Origin of the sequence: Modestobacter sp. VKM Ac-2978 (genome assembly GCF_026968025.1) — a bacterium.
Classification (GTDB): domain Bacteria; phylum Actinomycetota; class Actinomycetes; order Mycobacteriales; family Geodermatophilaceae; genus Modestobacter.
The window spans coordinates 481,287-498,160 of record NZ_JAPVBP010000003.1; the positions used below are offsets into that span (position 1 = coordinate 481,287).

Sequence of the window (16,874 nt, forward strand, 5' to 3'; positions counted from 1 at the left end):
ATGCCGCTGACCCCCGTCCTCACCGCCCGCTTCGACGCGCCCCGCTCCTGGACGCTGGACACCTACGAACGCCTCGACGGCTACCGCGCGCTCCGCTCGGCCCTGGAGATGGCGCCGGACGACGTCGTCGCGCTGGTCAAGGACTCCGGCCTGCGCGGTCGCGGCGGCGCCGGTTTCCCCACCGGGATGAAGTGGTCCTTCATCCCCCAGCCCAAGCCGGGGGAGGAGCCCACCGGCCCGGCCGCGGCGCCCAAGTACCTGGTGGTCAACGCCGACGAGGGCGAGCCGGGCACCTGCAAGGACCTCCCGCTGATGATGGCCGACCCGCACTCCCTGGTGGAGGGCGTGATCATCACCGCGTACGCGATCCGCTCGCACTTCGCCGTCATCTACGTCCGTGGCGAGGCGGTGCACGCCCATCGCCGGCTGATGGCCGCCGTGCAGGAGGCCTACGCCGCCGGCTACCTCGGCAGCGACGTGCTGGGCACGGGCTACGACCTCGAGTTGGTGGTGCACGCCGGCGCCGGGGCCTACATCTGCGGCGAGGAGACCGCGCTGCTGGACTCCCTGGAGGGCTACCGCGGGCAGCCCCGGCTCAAGCCGCCGTTCCCCGCCGTCGCCGGCCTCTACGGCTCGCCGACGGTGATCAACAACGTGGAGACGCTGGCCAGCGTGCCGTACGTGGTCCGCGGCGGCGCCGAGTGGTTCAAGAGCATGGGCCCGGAGAAGTCGCCCGGCCCGAAGATCTACTCGCTGTCCGGCCGGGTGGTGCACCCGGGCCAGTACGAGGCCCCGATGGGGACGACGATGCGCGAGCTGCTGGCCATGGCCGGCGGCGTCCGGCCCGGTCACGAGCTGAAGTTCTGGACGCCGGGGGGCTCCTCGACGCCCTACTTCACCGCCGAGCACCTCGACGTGCCGCTGGACTTCGACTCGGTCGCCGCGGCCGGCTCGATGCTGGGCACCACCGCGCTGATGGTGTTCGACGAGACCGACTCGATCGTCGAGGCGACCCTGCGGTTCACCGAGTTCTACGCGCACGAGAGCTGCGGCAAGTGCACTCCTTGCCGGGAGGGCACCTACTGGCTGGTCCAGATCCTGGAGCGGCTGGTGCACGGGCAGGGCCGGGCCGCCGACCTCGACCTGCTCACCGACACCTGCGACAACATCCTGGGCCGCTCGTTCTGCGCCCTCGGCGACGGTGCGACCAGCTGCATCGCCAGCTCGCTGAAGTACTTCAAGGACGACTACGTCGCGCTGCTGCCGGCCGAGGAGCAGGCCCGCCTCGGTCGTTCGCTGCGGCTCGAGCCGGTTGGAGCAGCCTGATGACCCTCACCCCGACCACCCCCGAGCCCGCACCGGCGGTGCCGCCTGGCGCGCCCGGCCCGCACACCCCACCGGACGCCGTGCACTGCACCATCGACGGCTTCCCGGTCGCCGTGCCGAAGGGCACGCTGATCATCCGGGCCGCCGAGCAGATCGGCGTGCAGATCCCGCGGTTCTGCGACCACCCGCTGCTGGACCCGATCGGCGCCTGCCGGCAGTGCCTGGTGGAGGTCGAGGGGCAGCGCAAGCCGGTCGCCTCCTGCACCACCCCGGTGGCCCCGGACATGGTGGTGCAGACCCAGCTCACCAGCCCGGTCGCGGACAAGGCCCAGCAGGGCACGATGGAGCTGCTGCTGGTCAACCACCCGCTGGACTGCCCGGTCTGCGACAAGGGCGGGGAGTGCCCGCTGCAGAACCAGGCGATGAGCAACGGGCGCGCCGAGTCCCGGTTCGTCGAGACCAAGCGCACCTTCCCCAAGCCGCTGCCGATCAGCTCGCAGGTGCTGCTGGACCGCGAGCGCTGCGTGCTCTGCGCCCGCTGCACCCGGTTCAGCCAGCAGGTGGCCGGCGACCCGTTCATCGAGCTGTTCGAGCGCGGCGCGCTGGAGCAGGTGGCGATCTACGAGGACGAGCCGTTCGAGTCCTACTTCTCCGGCAACACCACGCAGATCTGCCCGGTCGGCGCGCTGACCAGCGCCACCTACCGGTTCCGCGCCCGCCCGTTCGACCTGCGCAGCGAGCCGAGCGTCTGCGAGCACTGCGCCAGCGGCTGCGCCCAGCGCACCGACTACCGGCGCGGCACGGTGACCCGGCGGCTGGCCGGGGAGGACCCGGCGGTCAACCAGGAGTGGAACTGCGACAAGGGCCGGTACGCCTTCCGCTACGCCAGCAGCAACGAGCGGCTGATGACGCCGCTGGTCCGCCGGGACGGTGAGCTGCAGCCGGCCTCGTGGCCGGAGGCCTGGGCCGCCGCGGCCGAGGGGCTGCGGGCGGCGCGCGCGGCCGGCGGGGTCGGGGTGCTGCCCGGTGGCCGGCTGACCGTCGAGGACGCCTACGCCTACGCCGCCTTCGCCCGGGTGGCGCTGGGCACCAACGACGTCGACGCCCGGGCCCGCGCGCACTCCGCCGAGGAGCTGGACTTCCTGGCCACGCACGTCGCGGGCACCGCCCCCGGGGCCGGCGCGGTCAGCTACGACGACCTGAGCACCGCACCGACCGTGCTGCTGGTCGGCTTCGAGCCGGAGGAGGAGTCGCCGATCGTCTTCCTGCGGCTGCGCCGGACGGTCCGGACGGCGGGCCTGCAGGTGTTCGACGTGGCCCCCTTCGGCACCCGGGCCGCAGAGAAGCTGCAGGCCACCGTGTTGCCGACGGTCCCGGGCCAGGAGGCCCAGCTGCTCCGCGACCTGGCCGCCAACCCGGTGGACGGCGTGCTGGCCGACGCGGCCGTCGCGCTGTTCCGCCCGGGCGCGGTCATCCTGGCCGGGGAGCGGCTGGCCGAGCTGCCCGGCGGCTTCTCCGCGGTCAGCGCCCTCGCCGCCGAGACCGGCGCCCGGATCGGCTGGGTGCCGCGCCGGGCGGGGGAGCGGGGCGCGGTCGAGGTGGGCGCGCTGCCGACCCTGCTCCCCGGCGGCCGCACCGTGGCCAGCGCCGCCGACCGGGCCGCCGTCGCCCAGCGCTGGGGAGCCGACGTCCCGGCGACGCCGGGACGCGACCTCACCGGCATCCTCACCGCCGCCCGGGACGGCGCCCTGTCCGGGCTGCTCGTCGGGGGCGTCGACCCCGCCGACCTGCCCGACCCGGTGCTGGCCGAGCGGGCGCTGCAGGCGGCCCGGTTCGTGGTCAGCCTGGAGCTGTTCCCGACCGCGGTCACCGCGCATGCCGACGTCGTCCTGCCGGTCGCCGCCGCCCCGGAGAAGGCCGGCAGCTACCTGGACTGGGAGGGACGGGTCCGTCCCTTCGACGCGACCCTGCACGGCACCGGTCAGCTCACCGACGGCCGCGTGCTGCAGGGCCTGGCCGAGCACCTGGGCGTCGACCTGCGGGTGGGCTCGGTGACCGAGGTCCGCGCCCAGCTGACCGCCCTCGGCGGCGCCGCGCAGGCACCCGCCGGCACCGGAGCCGACGTCGCCCCGGCACCGTTGCCGGAGCTGGCCGACGACGAGGCGGTGCTCGCCTCCTGGCGGCAGCTGGTCGACGTCGGGACGCTGCAGCGGGAGGAGCCGGCGCTGGCCGGCACCGCCCGGCCCCCGGTCGCCCGGCTGGGCAAGGACGCCGCCCGCCGTCTCGGCCTGGCCGACGGCGACCCGCTCACCGTCACCGGCCCGGCCGGGGCGGTCACGCTGCCGGTGCAGCTGGTCGAGATGCCCGACGGGGTGGTCTGGCTGCCGATGCGCTCGCCGGGCAGCGAGGTCCGCACCCAGCTCGGCGCCGGCCCCGGCTCCGTCGTCCGGCTGGCGGGTCCGCCGCCCACCCCGGCCGGCGCGACGTCCGTCTCGAGCCTGCGGGGAGCCCAGGAGTGACCGTCTTCGCCGCCGCCGACCAGCCGACGCTGGTGGACTTCGGGAACGACGTCTGGTGGATCGTGCTCATCAAGATCGTCGGCATCTTCGGGGTGCTGGTGCTGATGACGCTGTTCGCCATCGTCTTCGAGCGCAAGGTCGTCGCCCGGATGCAGCAGCGGATCGGCCCCAACCGGGTCGGGCCACGCGGCTACCTGCAGAGCCTCGCCGACGGCTTGAAGCTGGCGTTCAAGGAGGACATCATGCCGGCGCTGGCCGACAAGCCGGTGTACTTCCTGGCGCCGGTCATCGCCACCATCCCGGCCTTCCTGGCGTTCTCGGTCATCCCGCTCGGCCCGACGGTCAGCATCTTCGGCGAGCGCACGCCGTTGCAGCTCGTCGACTCCCCGATCGGGGTGCTCATCGTGCTCGCCTGCTCGGCGATGGGCGTCTACGGCATCGTGCTCGGCGGCTGGGCCTCCGGGTCGACCTACCCGCTGCTCGGCTCGCTGCGCAGCGCGGCCCAGATGATCAGCTACGAGATCGCGATGGGCCTGTCGATCGTCGCGGTGTTCCTCTACGCCGGCTCGATGTCGACCTCGGAGATCGTCGCCGCCCAGGCCGACGGCACCGAGCTGTCCCTCTTCGGCCTCGAGTTCACCGGACCCAGCTGGTTCGCCGTCCTGCTGCCGGTGTCCTTCGTCATCTACGCCATCGCCGTGGTGGGCGAGACCAACCGGGCGCCCTTCGACCTCCCCGAGGCCGAGAGCGAGCTGGTCGGCGGCTTCCACACCGAGTACTCGTCGCTGAAGTTCGCCCTGTTCTTCCTGGCCGAGTACATCAACATCGTCACCGTCTCCGCGCTGGCCGCCACGCTCTTCCTCGGCGGCTGGCGGGCGCCCTGGCCGATCTCGATCTGGGACGGCGCCAACACCGGCTGGTGGCCGCTGCTGTGGTTCTTCGCCAAGGTCGTCGTCGCGCTGTTCGTCTTCGTCTGGTTGCGCGGCACGCTGCCCCGGCTCCGCTACGACCAGTTCATGAGCTTCGGCTGGAAGGTGCTCGTCCCGGTCGGCCTGGTCTGGATCCTCGTCGTCGCGACGCTGCGCGCCGTCGCCCGGGAGACCGACGTGGACGCCGGCGAGATGGCGGTCTTCGTCGGGGTGCCGATCGCGCTGGTGCTGCTGGGTGGGCTGCTGCTGGCCTCCCGGATGCGCAACCGGGACACCCGGGTCGCCGCCCGCGAGGCCGCCGCCGGCGGGCCGGCACCGGCCGAGCCGCAGGTGCTGGACGCCCGGGGCCGGGACCGGGCTGCCGGCGGGTTCCCGGTGCCCCCGATGGACCTGGTCGTCCCACCCTCCCCGCGGCTGCGCAGCCGGGAGTCCGTCAGCGCCGGGACCGTGGTCGGCACCGGCCGGCGCAGCAGCTCGACCACGCCTGAGGAGACCGACGATGTCTGAGCCCACCCCGCCGCCCCCCACCGAGCCGACGTCCGGCGCCAGCCCGGCCCGGCGGGAGGGCACGGCCATCGCCCGCCAGTCCTCCGCGGCGCCGTCCAGCACGGCCCCCGGCAAGCGGTCCAGCTGGCTGCCCGGGCCCGCCCAGGGGTTCGGGGTCACCTTCGCCACGATGTTCAAGAAGGTGACCACCGAGGAGTACCCGGAGGTCCCGAAGCAGACCAAGCCGCGCTACCACGGCCGGCACGTGCTCAACCGGCACCCCGACGGCCTGGAGAAGTGCGTGGGCTGCGAGCTCTGCGCCTGGGCCTGCCCGGCCGACGCCATCTACGTCGAGGGCGGGGACAACACCGAGGACGCCCGCTTCTCCCCGGGTGAGCGCTACGGCGCCGTCTACCAGATCAACTACCTGCGCTGCATCTTCTGCGGGCTGTGCATCGAGGCCTGCCCCACCCGGTCGCTGACGATGAGCAACGACTTCGAGCTCGCCGACGACGACCGCCAGGCGCTGATCTACACCAAGGAGCAGCTGATGGCCCCGCTGCTGCCCGGGATGGAGCAGCCGCCGCACCCGATGCGGCTGGGCGAGAGCGAGCAGGACTACTACGTGCGGGCGCCGCAGCCCGGGTCGGCCGCCGAGCCGGTGGTCGGGGAGCGGGCATGAGCGTGCTGGCCGCCGCTGCGGACACCGGGGTGGTCATCGGCACCGGGGAGACCATCGTCTTCTGGGTGCTGGCCCCGGTCGCCCTGGCCGGTGCGCTGGGGATGGTCCTGTCCCGCAACGCCGTCCACTCCGCGCTGTGGCTGGTCGCCACCATGCTCAGCCTGGGCGTGTTCTACGTCGTCCAGGAGGCGCCGTTCCTCGGTGCGGCGCAGATCATCGTCTACACCGGCGCGATCATGATCCTGTTCCTGTTCGTGCTCATGCTGGTCGGCCGGGAGACGTCGGACTCGGTGGTCGAGACGCTGCGTGGGCAGCGGGTGGCGGCGATCGTCCTGGGCATCGGCTTCGCCGGGCTGGTGGGTGCCGGTGTCGCGCGGGGCGCCGAGGACCTGCCGGTGATCGGTCTGACGGCGGTGCAGGGCACCGAGGGCGGGCCGGCTGCCGGCAACGTCGAGGCGATCGCCGCCGTGCTCTACGGGCGCTTCGTGCTGGCCTTCGAGGTCACCGGTGCGCTGCTCATCGTGGCCGCGGTGGGTGCGCTGATGCTCACCCACGCCGAACGGGAGCCCGGCGTCCTGCGCAGCCAGAAGGAGCGCTCCCGCGCCCGGTTCCTCACCGACCGGCCGCAGACGCTGCCCGGGCCCGGCGTCTACGCGCGGGCCAACTCCATCGCCGCGCCCGGCCGGCTGCCCGACGGCGGTCTCGCGCCGAGCAGCTTCGCGACCGGGGTCGAGCCCGTGCGGGTCGCCGAGATGCCGCGCACCGGCAGCGTCGGGATCGAGCGGGAGGGGCTGCCGCACGCCGGGGGCACCGACGCGGCGCTCGGCACGATCGGCGGCGGCACCACCGGCCCGGTCCCCGGCAGCGGAGAGAGCGCGCCCCGATGACCATCACGAACTACCTGGTGCTGGCCGCGATCCTGTTCACCATCGGCGCGGTCGGCGTCCTGGTCCGGCGCAACGCGATCGTCGTGTTCATGTGCATCGAGCTGATGCTCAACTCGGTGAACCTCACGCTGATCACCTTCGCCCGGAGCACCGGGACGGTCGAGGGGCAGGTCATCGCCCTGTTCGTGATGGTCGTCGCCGCCGCGGAGGTGGTCATCGGCCTGGCCATCATCATGTCGATCTACCGCACCCGCCGCTCGGCCTCGGTCGACGACGTCAACCTGCTGAAGTACTGAGCGGAACGGGAGCCCAGGGGTGAACGAGGTCGTGCCTGCGTCGGTCCCGGTCGACGGGCTGTTGTCCGTCGCGTGGCTGGTGATCGTGCTGCCGCTGGCCGGTGCTGCGCTGTTGCTGCTGGGTGGGCGGCGTACCGACCGCTGGGGGCACCTGCTGGCGACCGGCACCGTGGTCGCGGCGTTCGCCGTCGCGCTGGCCTGCACCCTCGCGCTGACCGAACGCGCCGGCCGCACGGTGAGCCTGGACCTGTTCACCTTCATCGACACCGGCAACCTCGACGTCACCGCCGGGCTGCTGTTCGACCCGCTCTCGGCGGTCTTCGCCCTGCTGATCACCGGGGTCGGTGCGCTGATCCACGTCTACTCGATCGGCTACATGGCGCACGACCCCGGCCGCCGCCGGTTCTTCGCCTACCTCAACCTGTTCGTCGCGGCGATGCTGCTGCTGGTCCTGGGCAACAGCTACGTGGCCCTCTACGTCGGCTGGGAGGGCGTCGGCCTGGCGTCCTACCTGCTCATCGCCTTCTGGCACACCCGCCCGGCGGCCGCCACGGCGGCCAAGAAGGCCTTCCTGATGAACCGGGTCGGGGACGTCGGCCTGGCGCTGGCGATCTTCCTGATGTTCGCCCAGCTCGGGACGACGTCCTACGCCGGCGTCTTCGGCTCGGTCGGGCTGCTCGCCGGCGGCACCGTCACCGCGATCGGGCTGCTCCTGCTGCTCGGCGCCTGCGGCAAGTCCGGCCAGTTCCCGCTGCAGGCCTGGCTGCCCGACGCGATGGAGGGCCCGACGCCGGTCTCGGCGCTCATCCACGCGGCCACGATGGTGACCGCCGGGGTCTACCTGATCGCCCGCAGCGCCCCGCTCTACGACGCCACGCCCACCGCCCGCACCGTCGTCCTGGCCGTCGGCGCGGTCACCCTGCTGATCGGGGCCATCGCCGGCTGCGCCCACGACGACATCAAGAAGGTGCTGGCCTACTCCACGGTCAGCCAGATCGGCTACATGTTCCTGGCCGTGGGGCTCGGGCCGGTCGGCTACGCGGCCGCCATCGCCCACCTGCTGGCGCACGGCTTCTTCAAGGCCGGGCTGTTCCTCGGCGCCGGCTCGGTGATGCACGCGATGGACGACTCCGTCGACATGCGCCGCTTCGGCGGCCTGGCCAGGAAGCTGCCGGTCACCTTCGTCACCTTCGGGCTGGGCTACCTGGCGCTGATCGGCTTCCCGTTCCTGTCCGGCTGGTGGACCAAGGACGCGATCATCGAGGTGGCGCTGGACCGCGGCGGCTGGTCGGGCTGGGTGCTCGGCGGGGTCGCCGTCCTCGGTGCCGGGCTCACCGCCTTCTACATGACCCGGCTGATGCTGATGACCTTCTTCGGCCGCCCGCGCTGGGAGGAGGGCGTGCACCCGCACGAGGCCCCGGCGTCGATGACGGCGCCGATGGTGCTGCTGGCCTTCGGGTCGGTCGCGGCGGGCTTCCTGCTGGTGGCCGCCTTCCCGCTCAGTGGCTGGCTGGAGCCGGTGTTCGGCGAGCCGGAGGAGGCCGCGCACCTGGTGTCGCCGCTGGTGGTCAGCATCGTCGTCACCGTGGTCGTCGCCCTCGGGGCGCTCACGGCCTGGCTGTTCGTCGGCCGCCGCGAGGTGCCGACGACGGCGCCGGCCCGCGTCTCGCCGGTGGTCACCGCCGCGCGCCGTGGGCTGTACGCCGACACGGTCAACGAGTCGCTCGTCATGCGCCCCGGGGTGTGGCTCACCCGCGCGCTGGTCTGGCTGGACGCCCGCGGGGTGGACGGCGCGGTCAACGGCGCGGCCGCCGCCCTGGGCGGCGGCTCGGCCCGGCTGGGCCGGGCGCAGACCGGGTTCGTCCGCAGCTACGCCCTCGGCATCCTCGGCGGCGCGGTGCTGGTCGCCGGCGCGCTGGTCGCGGTGACGGCATGACCACCCCGAACACCCCCACCCGCGGAGAGGCGGCCCGGCCGTGACCGACGTCCCCTGGCTGGTCCTGATGATCGTCGTCCCGGCGGTCGGTGCGGCGGTCGTCGCGGCGCTGCCGGCCGCCCGGGAGGCCCTGGCCCGCCAGCTCGCCCTGGCGGTGAGCCTGCTGGTGCTGCTGCTCGCCGTGCTGACCACCGTCGCCTTCGACCCCGGCGGTGAGCGGTTCCAGCTGACCACCTCGGTGGCCTGGATCCCCGACTTCGGGGTCGACTTCGCCCTCGGCGTCGACGGCATCGCACTGTCGATGCTGCTGCTGATCGGCGTGCTGGTGCCGGTCGTCGTGGGCGCCTCGTGGCGGGACACCCCGGTGGCCCGGCCGGGCCGCCCGGCGCGGTCGATGACCGCCTTCTGGGCGTGGCTGCTGCTGCTCGAGTCGCTGATGGTCGGGGTCTTCGCCGCCACCGACGTCTTCCTGTTCTACGTCTTCTTCGAGGCGATGCTCGTGCCGATGTACTTCCTGATCGGCAGCTTCGGCGGCCCGAACCGGCAGTACGCCGCGGTCAAGTTCTTCCTGTACAGCCTGCTCGGCGGGCTGGTCATGCTCGCCTCGGTGATCGGGCTGTACGTGGTCAGCAACTCCCAGCTCGGGGAGGGCACCTTCGCCTTCGACGCGCTGCGCCAGCTGGAGATCGACCCGAACGTGCAGAAGCTGCTGTTCGCCGGGTTCTTCCTCGCCTTCGCCATCAAGGCGCCGCTGGTGCCCTTCCACACCTGGCTGCCCGACTCCGGCGCCGAGGCGCCCATCGGCGGCGCCGTGCTGCTGGTCGGCGTGCTGGACAAGGTCGGCACCTTCGGCTTCCTGCGCTACTGCCTGCCGCTGTTCCCCGACGCCTCCCGCGACCTGGCCCCCTGGGTGCTGGTGCTCGCCGTGGCCGGGATCATCTACGCCGCGCTGCTGGCCGTCGGGCAGAGCGACATGAAGCGGCTGGTGTCCTACACCTCGATCGCCCACTTCGGCTTCATCGCGTTGGGCATCTTCGCCTTCACCACCGAGGCGGCCACCGGCGCGGTGCTCTACATGGTCAACCACGGCATCGCCACCGGCCTGCTGTTCATCGTCGTCGGCATGGTCATCGCCCGCGGCGGCTCCCGGCAGATCCGCGACTACGGCGGTCTGGCGGCCAAGGCGCCGCTGCTGGCCGGGGTCTTCCTGCTCGCCGGGCTGGCCTCCCTCGCGCTGCCGGGCACCAACAGCTTCGTCAGCGAGTTCCTGGTGCTGATCGGGGCGTTCCCGACCCGTCCGGTGTTCACGATCATCGCCACCGTGGGGATCGTGCTGGCCGCCCTCTACGTGCTGCTGATGTACCAGCGGGTCATGCACGGGCCGCCGCGCGGCGTGCTCCTGGTCGACGAGGACGGCGCTGCCGATGACGACGTCGCCGATCACGGTGCTGCTGGTCACGGCGCTGGGGACGGCGCCACCGCGGTCCCCGAGCGCGGCGCCGGCGGGGCGACCGCGGTGCTGGAGGCGCCGGCGCGGTCCCGGGTGCTCGCGGTCCGTGACCTGTCCGGGCGGGAGATCGCCGTCGTCACGCCGCTGGTCGCCCTGATCCTGGTGCTCGGGGTGTACCCGCAGCCGCTGATCGACCTGGTCAGCCCGGCGGTCGAGGCGACCATGAGCGACATCGGCGTCGACCCCGGGGGCAGCACGCCGGCTGCACCGGGCAGCACCGGGACCGGGGGGACCGACTGATGGGCGCCATCGAGGCACCGGACCTGTCCTACGCAGCGCTCGCACCGCTGCTGTTCGTCTTCGGTGCCGCGTGCGTCGGCGTCCTGGTCGAGGCGTTCGTGCCCCGGTCCGTGCGCCATTCCGTGCAGGTGACGATCGCCCTGATCGGCACCGTCGGGGCCTTCGTCGCCACGCTGCTGCTGGCCGGCACCGAGGAGGTCACCGCCGCCGGGGCGCTGGCCGTCGACGGGCCGGCCCTGTTCCTGCAGGGGACGATCGCCCTCCTGGGCGCGCTGTCGGTCCTGCTGTTCAGCGAGCGCGCCCTGGACCCGGCCCGCTCGGCGTTCGTCGCCGCCGCCGCGGTCCCGGCCGGCAGCGTCCGGGACCGTGAGCTGGCCACCTCCGAGCGGGTGCAGACCGAGGTCTACCCGCTGGCGACCTTCGCCATCGGCGGCATGATGCTGTTCACCGCCGCCAACGACCTGCTGCTCATGTTCGTGGCGCTCGAGGTGCTCAGCCTGCCGCTGTACCTGCTGTCCGGGCTCGCCCGCCGCCGGCGGTTGCTGTCCCAGGAGGCGGCCGTCAAGTACTTCCTGCTCGGCGCGTTCGCCTCGGCGTTCTTCCTGTACGGGCTCGCCCTCGTCTACGGCGCGACCGGCAGCGTGCGGCTGTCCGACGTGCGGGTGGCCGTGGTGACCGAGGGCGGCAGCGCCCTCATGGTGATCGGGCTGGGCCTGCTCGTGGTCGGGCTGATGTTCAAGGCCAGCGTCGCGCCCTTCCACAGCTGGACCCCCGACGTCTACCAGGGCGCCCCCACCGCGGTGACCGCCTTCATGGCCGCGGCCACCAAGGTCGCCGCCTTCGGGGCGGTGCTGCGGCTGCTCTACGTGGCCTTCGGCACCGCCGACTGGACCTGGCGCCCGCTGGTCTACGCCCTCGCGATCGCCTCCATGGTGGTCGGCGCGGTGCTCGGGCTCACCCAGACCGACGTCAAGCGGATGCTGGCCTACTCCTCGATCGCCCACGCCGGTTTCCTGCTCACCGGGGTCATCGGCCTCGGCCCGGACGGCACCGGCTACGGGTTGGCCGCGACCATGTTCTACCTGGTCACCTACGGCCTCACCACGCTCGGCGCGTTCGGGCTGCTCACCCTGGTCCGGGACGGCGACGGCGAGGCCACCCACCTCTCCCAGTGGGCCGGTCTGGCTCAGCGCTCCCCGCTGGTGGCCGCCCTGATGACCTTCTTCCTGCTGGCCCTCGCCGGGATCCCGCTCACCAGCGGGTTCACCGGCAAGTTCGCCGTCTTCCGGGCCGCGATCGAGGTCGGGGCCTGGCCGCTGGTCGTCACCGCGCTGGTCGCCAGTGCGATCGCGGCGTTCTTCTACCTGCGGGTCGTCGTGCTCATGTACTTCTCCGACCCCGCGCCCGACGGCCCCACCGTCGGGGTCCCCGGCCTGCCGACGACGATCGTGCTCGCGGTCACCGCGGCCGCGACGCTGGTGCTCGGCGTCCTGCCCGGCGCGGTGCTCGAGCTGGCCGAGTCGGCCGCGGTGTTCGTCGGCTGACCGGCTCCGACGCCGCGGGTGGCGGCAGGCCGGTGCGCCGGTGGCCGTGCGCGACGGCTATCTTCGTCGGTTGATGACCGGAGCCGGCACCACCAGCCCCCAGGGCGGCGGACTCGACCCCCAGCGGGAGGGCCAGTCGTGGCACCGGCCCGCCAGCCCGGCCTCGACGATCGGCCCCTGGCTGCCCGATGGTGAGCTCGGTGAGGCCCTGTCCGACGGGCTGGCGCGGGTGGAGGCCCGGCTGGCCTCCTCGGTCGCCAGCGAGCACGCGTTCGTGAACGAGGCCGCCGGTCACCTGATGGCCGCCGGCGGCAAGCGGTTCCGGCCGCTGCTGGCCCTGCTCGCCGCCCAGCTCGGCGACGCGGAGGCCCCCGAGGTGGTCGACGCGGCCGTCGTCTGCGAGCTGACCCACCTGGCCACGCTGTACCACGACGACGTGATGGACGAGGCCTCCGTCCGCCGGGGCGCCCCGAGCGCGAACAGCCGCTGGACCAACAGCGTCGCCATCCTGACCGGCGACTTCCTCTTCGCCCGGGCGTCGGACCTGCTGGCCGACCTCGGCCCGGAGGCCGTCCGGGTGCAGGCCCGGACGTTCGAGCGGCTGGTCACCGGCCAGTTGCGGGAGACCGTCGGCGCCCAGCCGGGCGAGGACGCCGTCGGCCACCACCTCGGGGTGCTGGCCGACAAGACCGGGTCCCTGGTCGCCACCTCCGCCCGCTTCGGTGCCTCGTTCGCCGGCGCCGCCCCGGAGCTGGTCACCGCGCTGACCGCGTTCGGCGAGGAGGTCGGGGTGGCCTTCCAGCTCTCCGACGACCTGATCGACATCGTCAGCGAGGCCGGGGTGTCCGGGAAGCGGCCCGGAACCGACCTGCGCGAGGGGATCGCCACCCTGCCGGTGCTGTTCGCCCTGGCCGGTGACGACCCGGCCGAGGCCCGGCTCCGCGAGCTGGTGGCCGGCCCGGTCGTCGACGACACCGAGCACGCCGAGGCGCTCGCCCTGCTGCGCAGCTCGGCCTCGCTCGCCCGGGCCACCGCGGTGCTCGGCGAGTACGCCGACCGGGCCCGCAACCGGTTGACGGCGGTGCCCGACGGCCCGGTGCGGGAGGCCCTGTCCGGGCTGTGCACGTACGTGGTGACCCGCACCAGCTGAGCCGCACGGCCTGATCCGGGGCATCCTGGGGAGGATGACCCGCCGTCCCTGGGTGGCCCTGCCACCGCTCCTGCTGCTCGTCGCCTGCGGTGCCACCGACTCCGGCGCTGCCGACACCGGTGCCGCCGCCCCTGCACCGGTGTCCGCACCCACCGGTGCCCCCGCGCTGGACGTCGAGGTGGTGCTCGACGGGCTCGACCACCCCTGGGACGTCGCCCAGGCGCCGGACGGCACCCTGCTGGTCGACGAGCGCGCCGGTGGCCTGACCGCGGTGCTGCCCGACGGCGAGGCGCGCCCGCTGGACGCGGACTTCGGCGACCTGTTCGCCGAAGGGGAGACCGGCCTGATGGGCCTCGCCCTCGACCCCGCCTTCGCCGACAACCGGCGCTTTTACACCTGCCAGGGCGTGCGGGCCGCCGACGGACCCGAGATCCAGGTGCTCGCCTGGACCGTGGACGAGGGGTGGACCGCCGCCACCCGGGTCGCCGACCCACTGCTGGGCGGCATCCCGGTCAACGCCGACAGCGGCCGGCACGGCGGGTGCCGGGTCGAGTTCGGCCCCGACGGCGCGCTCTTCGTCGGGACGGGTGACAACGCCCTCGGGACCAACCCGCAGGACCTCGGTTCACTCGCCGGCAAGGTCCTCCGGATCGACCCGCAGACCGGTGAGGCTCTGCCGGACAACCCGTTCACCGACGACGCCGACGCCGCTGACCGGATCTGGACGTACGGGCACCGCAACGTGCAGGGCCTGGCCGTGCACCCCGACTCCGGCCAGGTGTACTCGGTGGAGCACGGGCCCGACCGGGACGACGAGGTGAACCTGCTCCAGCCGGGCGCCGACTTCGGCTGGGACCCGGTCGGGGCGGGCGTCTACGACGAGAGCGTGCCGATGACCGCCCCCGGCGCCGTGCCCGCGGTCTGGTCCTCCGGCGAGCCGACCATCGCGCCGTCCGGGGCGACGTTCCTCGACGGCGAGGCCTGGGGCGACTACGACGGGCTGCTGCTCATCGGCGTGCAGAAGGACACCGGCGTCCTCGCGCTCCGGCTGACCGACGACGGCGAGCTCGTCGAGTCCTTCCGGCTGCCCGAGCTCGAGGACGCCCACGGCCGCATCCGCACGCCCGAGCAGGGGCAGGACGGCGCGCTGTACGTGACCACGGACAACGGCGGCGGCGAGGACCAGGTGCTCCGGGTCACCCCGGCGAGCTGAGCGACCGGTCCCGCACCCGCGCCGGCACCGGGACGCCGGCCCGGAGCAGCGGGTCGGGCACCGGCTCGCCGAGCACGGTGCGCAGAGGCAGCACCCCAGCCCACACCGGGGACGGGCCGGCATCGCCCGCGAGATCGCGCTCGTCGTCCCCGGGTGGGCCGGAGCGCACCTTCAGGCTCGCCTCGGTGAGGTCCAGCGACAGGACGGCGGTGGCGGCCAGTTCCCGGCGGTCCGGCTGCCGGGTCGCCGTCCAGGAGCCTGGGGCCAGCTGGTCGGTCAGCGCCGCCAGCGCGCGCAGCCGCTCGGCGGGGTCGGTGACCAGCTGCGCGGTGCCGTGCACGACGGCGCAGCGGTAGTTCATCGAGTGGTGGAAGGAGGAGCGCGCGTAGACGACGCCGTCGAGGTGGGTGACGGTGAAGGCCACCGGCTGGCCGTCCGCGGCGGCGCGCAGCGTGGCCGCCCCGGTGGAGCCGTGCAGGTAGAGGGTGTCGTCGACCCGGCCGTACCCGGTGGGCAGCACCACCGGCGCGCCGTCGAGCACGACGCCCAGGTGCCCGACGAGCCCGGCGTCCAGCACGGCGTACAGCTCCGCGCGGTCGGTGCGGGCTCGGCGTGCCCCCCGGCGGATGGTGCTGCGGGGGGTGGGGGAGAGCGGGGCTGCGACGTCCATGGCCCCAACGTGCAGCACGCAGTGGCATCCTCCAAGGGCCATTCCGCCGCTTTCCTGCCAGGCCACCGGAGGTGTCCGCTGATCGACGTCCCGCCCGTCGTCCTCGACCGGTCGGTCGCGAGGCCGTTGTCGGCGCAGCTGGCCGACGGGCTGCGGGAGGCCGCCGTGGCCGGTGCGCTGCGCCCCGGTGACCGACTGCCGTCCACCCGCGAGCTGGCCACGGCGTTGCGGGTCAGCCGGACGGTCACCGCTGCCGCCTACGACCAGCTGCTCGCCGAGGGGTGGGCTGCCGGGCGCCGCGGGGTGGGCACGTTCGTGGTCGGCTCGGTGCTGGCCCCACCGGCACCGGCCCGCGCCGGCCGGGTCGCGCCGCCGGCGGGTCCCGCGCTCGTCGACCTGCGGGCCGGGTCACCCTGTCTCGAGGTGCTCGACCAGGCGGCCTGGCGGCGTGCCTGGCGCGCCGCTGGGGACAGCGCGCCCGATGCCACCACCGAGTCGGCCGGGGACCCGGCCTTCCGCGCCGCCGTCGCCGAGCACCTGCTGCGCCACCGGGGGTTGTCGGCCACCGCGGCCGACGTGCTGGCCACGTCCGGCACCTCGGCCGCCGTGGCCGAGGTCGCCCGCGTCCTGCCCCCGGGCAGCCGGGTCGGGGTGGAGGACCCGGGGTACCAGCGGGTCGTCGGTGCGCTGGTCGACGCCGGTGTCCAGCCGGTGCCCGTCCCCGTCGACCGCGACGGACTGGTCGTCTCCGCGGTGCCGGCCGGGTTGGCCGCCGTCTACTGCACCCCGGCCCACCAGTACCCGCTCGGCCTGCGGATGTCGGCAGCCCGCCGGCTGGACCTCGTCGCCCGCGCCCGCACCGAGGGCTGGTGGGTGCTGGAGGACGACTACGACGGCGAGCTGCGCTACGACGTCGCGCCGCTGCCGCTGCTCGGTGCCCTGGGGCCGGACGTCGTCGTCCACCTCGGCACCACCAGCAAGATCGTGAGCCCGACCCTGGGTGCCGGCTGGGTGGTGGCGCCACCGGGCCTGCGCGCCGAGCTGCTCGCCCGGCGCACCAGGACGGGCACCCGCCCGGCTCGGGCCGGTCAGCGGGTCCTCGCCGCGCTGGCCGACTCCGGCGACCTCGCCCGGCACCTGCGTCGGCTGCGCCGCGAGCTCGCCGGCCGCCGGGCGGAGGTGCTCGCGGCGGTGACCGCGGCCGGCTGCCTGGCGGACGGAGACCCCGCCGGAGCACACGTGCTGGTGCCGCTGCCCGACCCCGTGGTGGAGGCGGCGGTCATCGCGGCGGCCGCGGCCCGCGGGGTGGCCCTGGACGGGCTGGGTCGGCACCACCTGACCGGCGCCGACGGGGACCGGGCCGGACTGGTGCTCGGGTTCGCCCACCCCACCAGGGCCGAGCTCGCCGGGGCCCTGGCGGTGCTCACCGAGCTGCTCGGCGAGGCATGAACGCCGGTGGCCTGAGGATCGGAGAGGTCCTCAGGCC

At 74.0% G+C, this 16,874-nt stretch carries 13 protein-coding genes; 12 read left to right on the forward strand and 1 reads right to left on the reverse strand.

Annotated features, from left to right (window positions below; translation table 11 throughout):
• The 11 genes from nuoF (at position 1) to O2W53_RS10060 (ending at position 14,718) form a co-directional block, all read left to right on the forward strand.
• Positions 1-1,326, forward strand: a complete 1,326-nt coding sequence (nuoF, locus tag O2W53_RS10010) for an NADH-quinone oxidoreductase subunit NuoF (protein ID WP_269162901.1) — start codon at positions 1-3, stop codon at positions 1,324-1,326.
• Positions 1,326-3,845 (forward strand): NADH-quinone oxidoreductase subunit G, encoded by a 2,520-nt coding sequence (locus O2W53_RS10015; RefSeq protein WP_269162902.1) that lies wholly within the window; start codon positions 1,326-1,328, stop codon positions 3,843-3,845. Before nuoF ends, O2W53_RS10015 begins: the two co-directional genes overlap by 1 nt.
• Entirely contained in the window at positions 3,842-5,281 is a 1,440-nt protein-coding gene (gene nuoH, locus O2W53_RS10020) for an NADH-quinone oxidoreductase subunit NuoH (RefSeq protein ID WP_269162903.1), read from the forward strand. Before O2W53_RS10015 ends, nuoH begins: the two co-directional genes overlap by 4 nt.
• Positions 5,274-5,942, forward strand: a complete 669-nt coding sequence (nuoI, locus tag O2W53_RS10025) for an NADH-quinone oxidoreductase subunit NuoI (RefSeq protein WP_269162904.1) — start codon at positions 5,274-5,276, stop codon at positions 5,940-5,942. The genes nuoH and nuoI overlap by 8 nt, the downstream gene beginning before the upstream one ends.
• On the forward strand, positions 5,939-6,829 hold the full coding sequence (locus O2W53_RS10030) for an NADH-quinone oxidoreductase subunit J (RefSeq protein WP_269162905.1): 891 nt from the start codon (positions 5,939-5,941) through the stop codon (positions 6,827-6,829). The genes nuoI and O2W53_RS10030 overlap by 4 nt, the downstream gene beginning before the upstream one ends.
• Complete coding sequence (gene nuoK, locus O2W53_RS10035; protein WP_036333187.1) at positions 6,826-7,125, forward strand: NADH-quinone oxidoreductase subunit NuoK; 300 nt, start codon at positions 6,826-6,828, stop codon at positions 7,123-7,125. The genes O2W53_RS10030 and nuoK overlap by 4 nt, the downstream gene beginning before the upstream one ends.
• Before the next feature lie 19 nt (positions 7,126-7,144).
• Entirely contained in the window at positions 7,145-9,061 is a 1,917-nt protein-coding gene (nuoL, locus tag O2W53_RS10040; protein ID WP_269162906.1) for an NADH-quinone oxidoreductase subunit L, read from the forward strand.
• Between the two features lie 40 nt (positions 9,062-9,101).
• Positions 9,102-10,811, forward strand: a complete 1,710-nt coding sequence (locus O2W53_RS10045) for an NADH-quinone oxidoreductase subunit M (RefSeq protein WP_269162907.1) — start codon at positions 9,102-9,104, stop codon at positions 10,809-10,811.
• Positions 10,811-12,355 (forward strand): NADH-quinone oxidoreductase subunit NuoN, encoded by a 1,545-nt coding sequence (nuoN, locus tag O2W53_RS10050; protein ID WP_269162908.1) that lies wholly within the window; start codon positions 10,811-10,813, stop codon positions 12,353-12,355. The genes O2W53_RS10045 and nuoN overlap by 1 nt, the downstream gene beginning before the upstream one ends.
• Before the next feature lie 73 nt (positions 12,356-12,428).
• Entirely contained in the window at positions 12,429-13,505 is a 1,077-nt protein-coding gene (locus tag O2W53_RS10055) for a polyprenyl synthetase family protein (protein WP_269162909.1), read from the forward strand.
• 34 nt (positions 13,506-13,539) lie between these two features.
• Positions 13,540-14,718 (forward strand): PQQ-dependent sugar dehydrogenase, encoded by a 1,179-nt coding sequence (locus O2W53_RS10060; RefSeq protein WP_269162910.1) that lies wholly within the window; start codon positions 13,540-13,542, stop codon positions 14,716-14,718.
• Here O2W53_RS10060 and O2W53_RS10065 read toward each other — a convergent pair.
• Complete coding sequence (locus tag O2W53_RS10065; protein WP_269162911.1) at positions 14,702-15,388, reverse strand: pyridoxamine 5'-phosphate oxidase family protein; 687 nt, start codon at positions 15,386-15,388, stop codon at positions 14,702-14,704. The two genes, O2W53_RS10060 and O2W53_RS10065, sit on opposite strands and share 17 nt — an antisense overlap.
• Before the next feature lie 126 nt (positions 15,389-15,514).
• Here O2W53_RS10065 and pdxR point away from each other — a divergent pair, with 126 nt between their 5' ends.
• Entirely contained in the window at positions 15,515-16,837 is a 1,323-nt protein-coding gene (pdxR, locus tag O2W53_RS10070; RefSeq protein WP_269162912.1) for a MocR-like pyridoxine biosynthesis transcription factor PdxR, read from the forward strand.
• Positions 16,838-16,874: the final 37 nt, after the last annotated feature.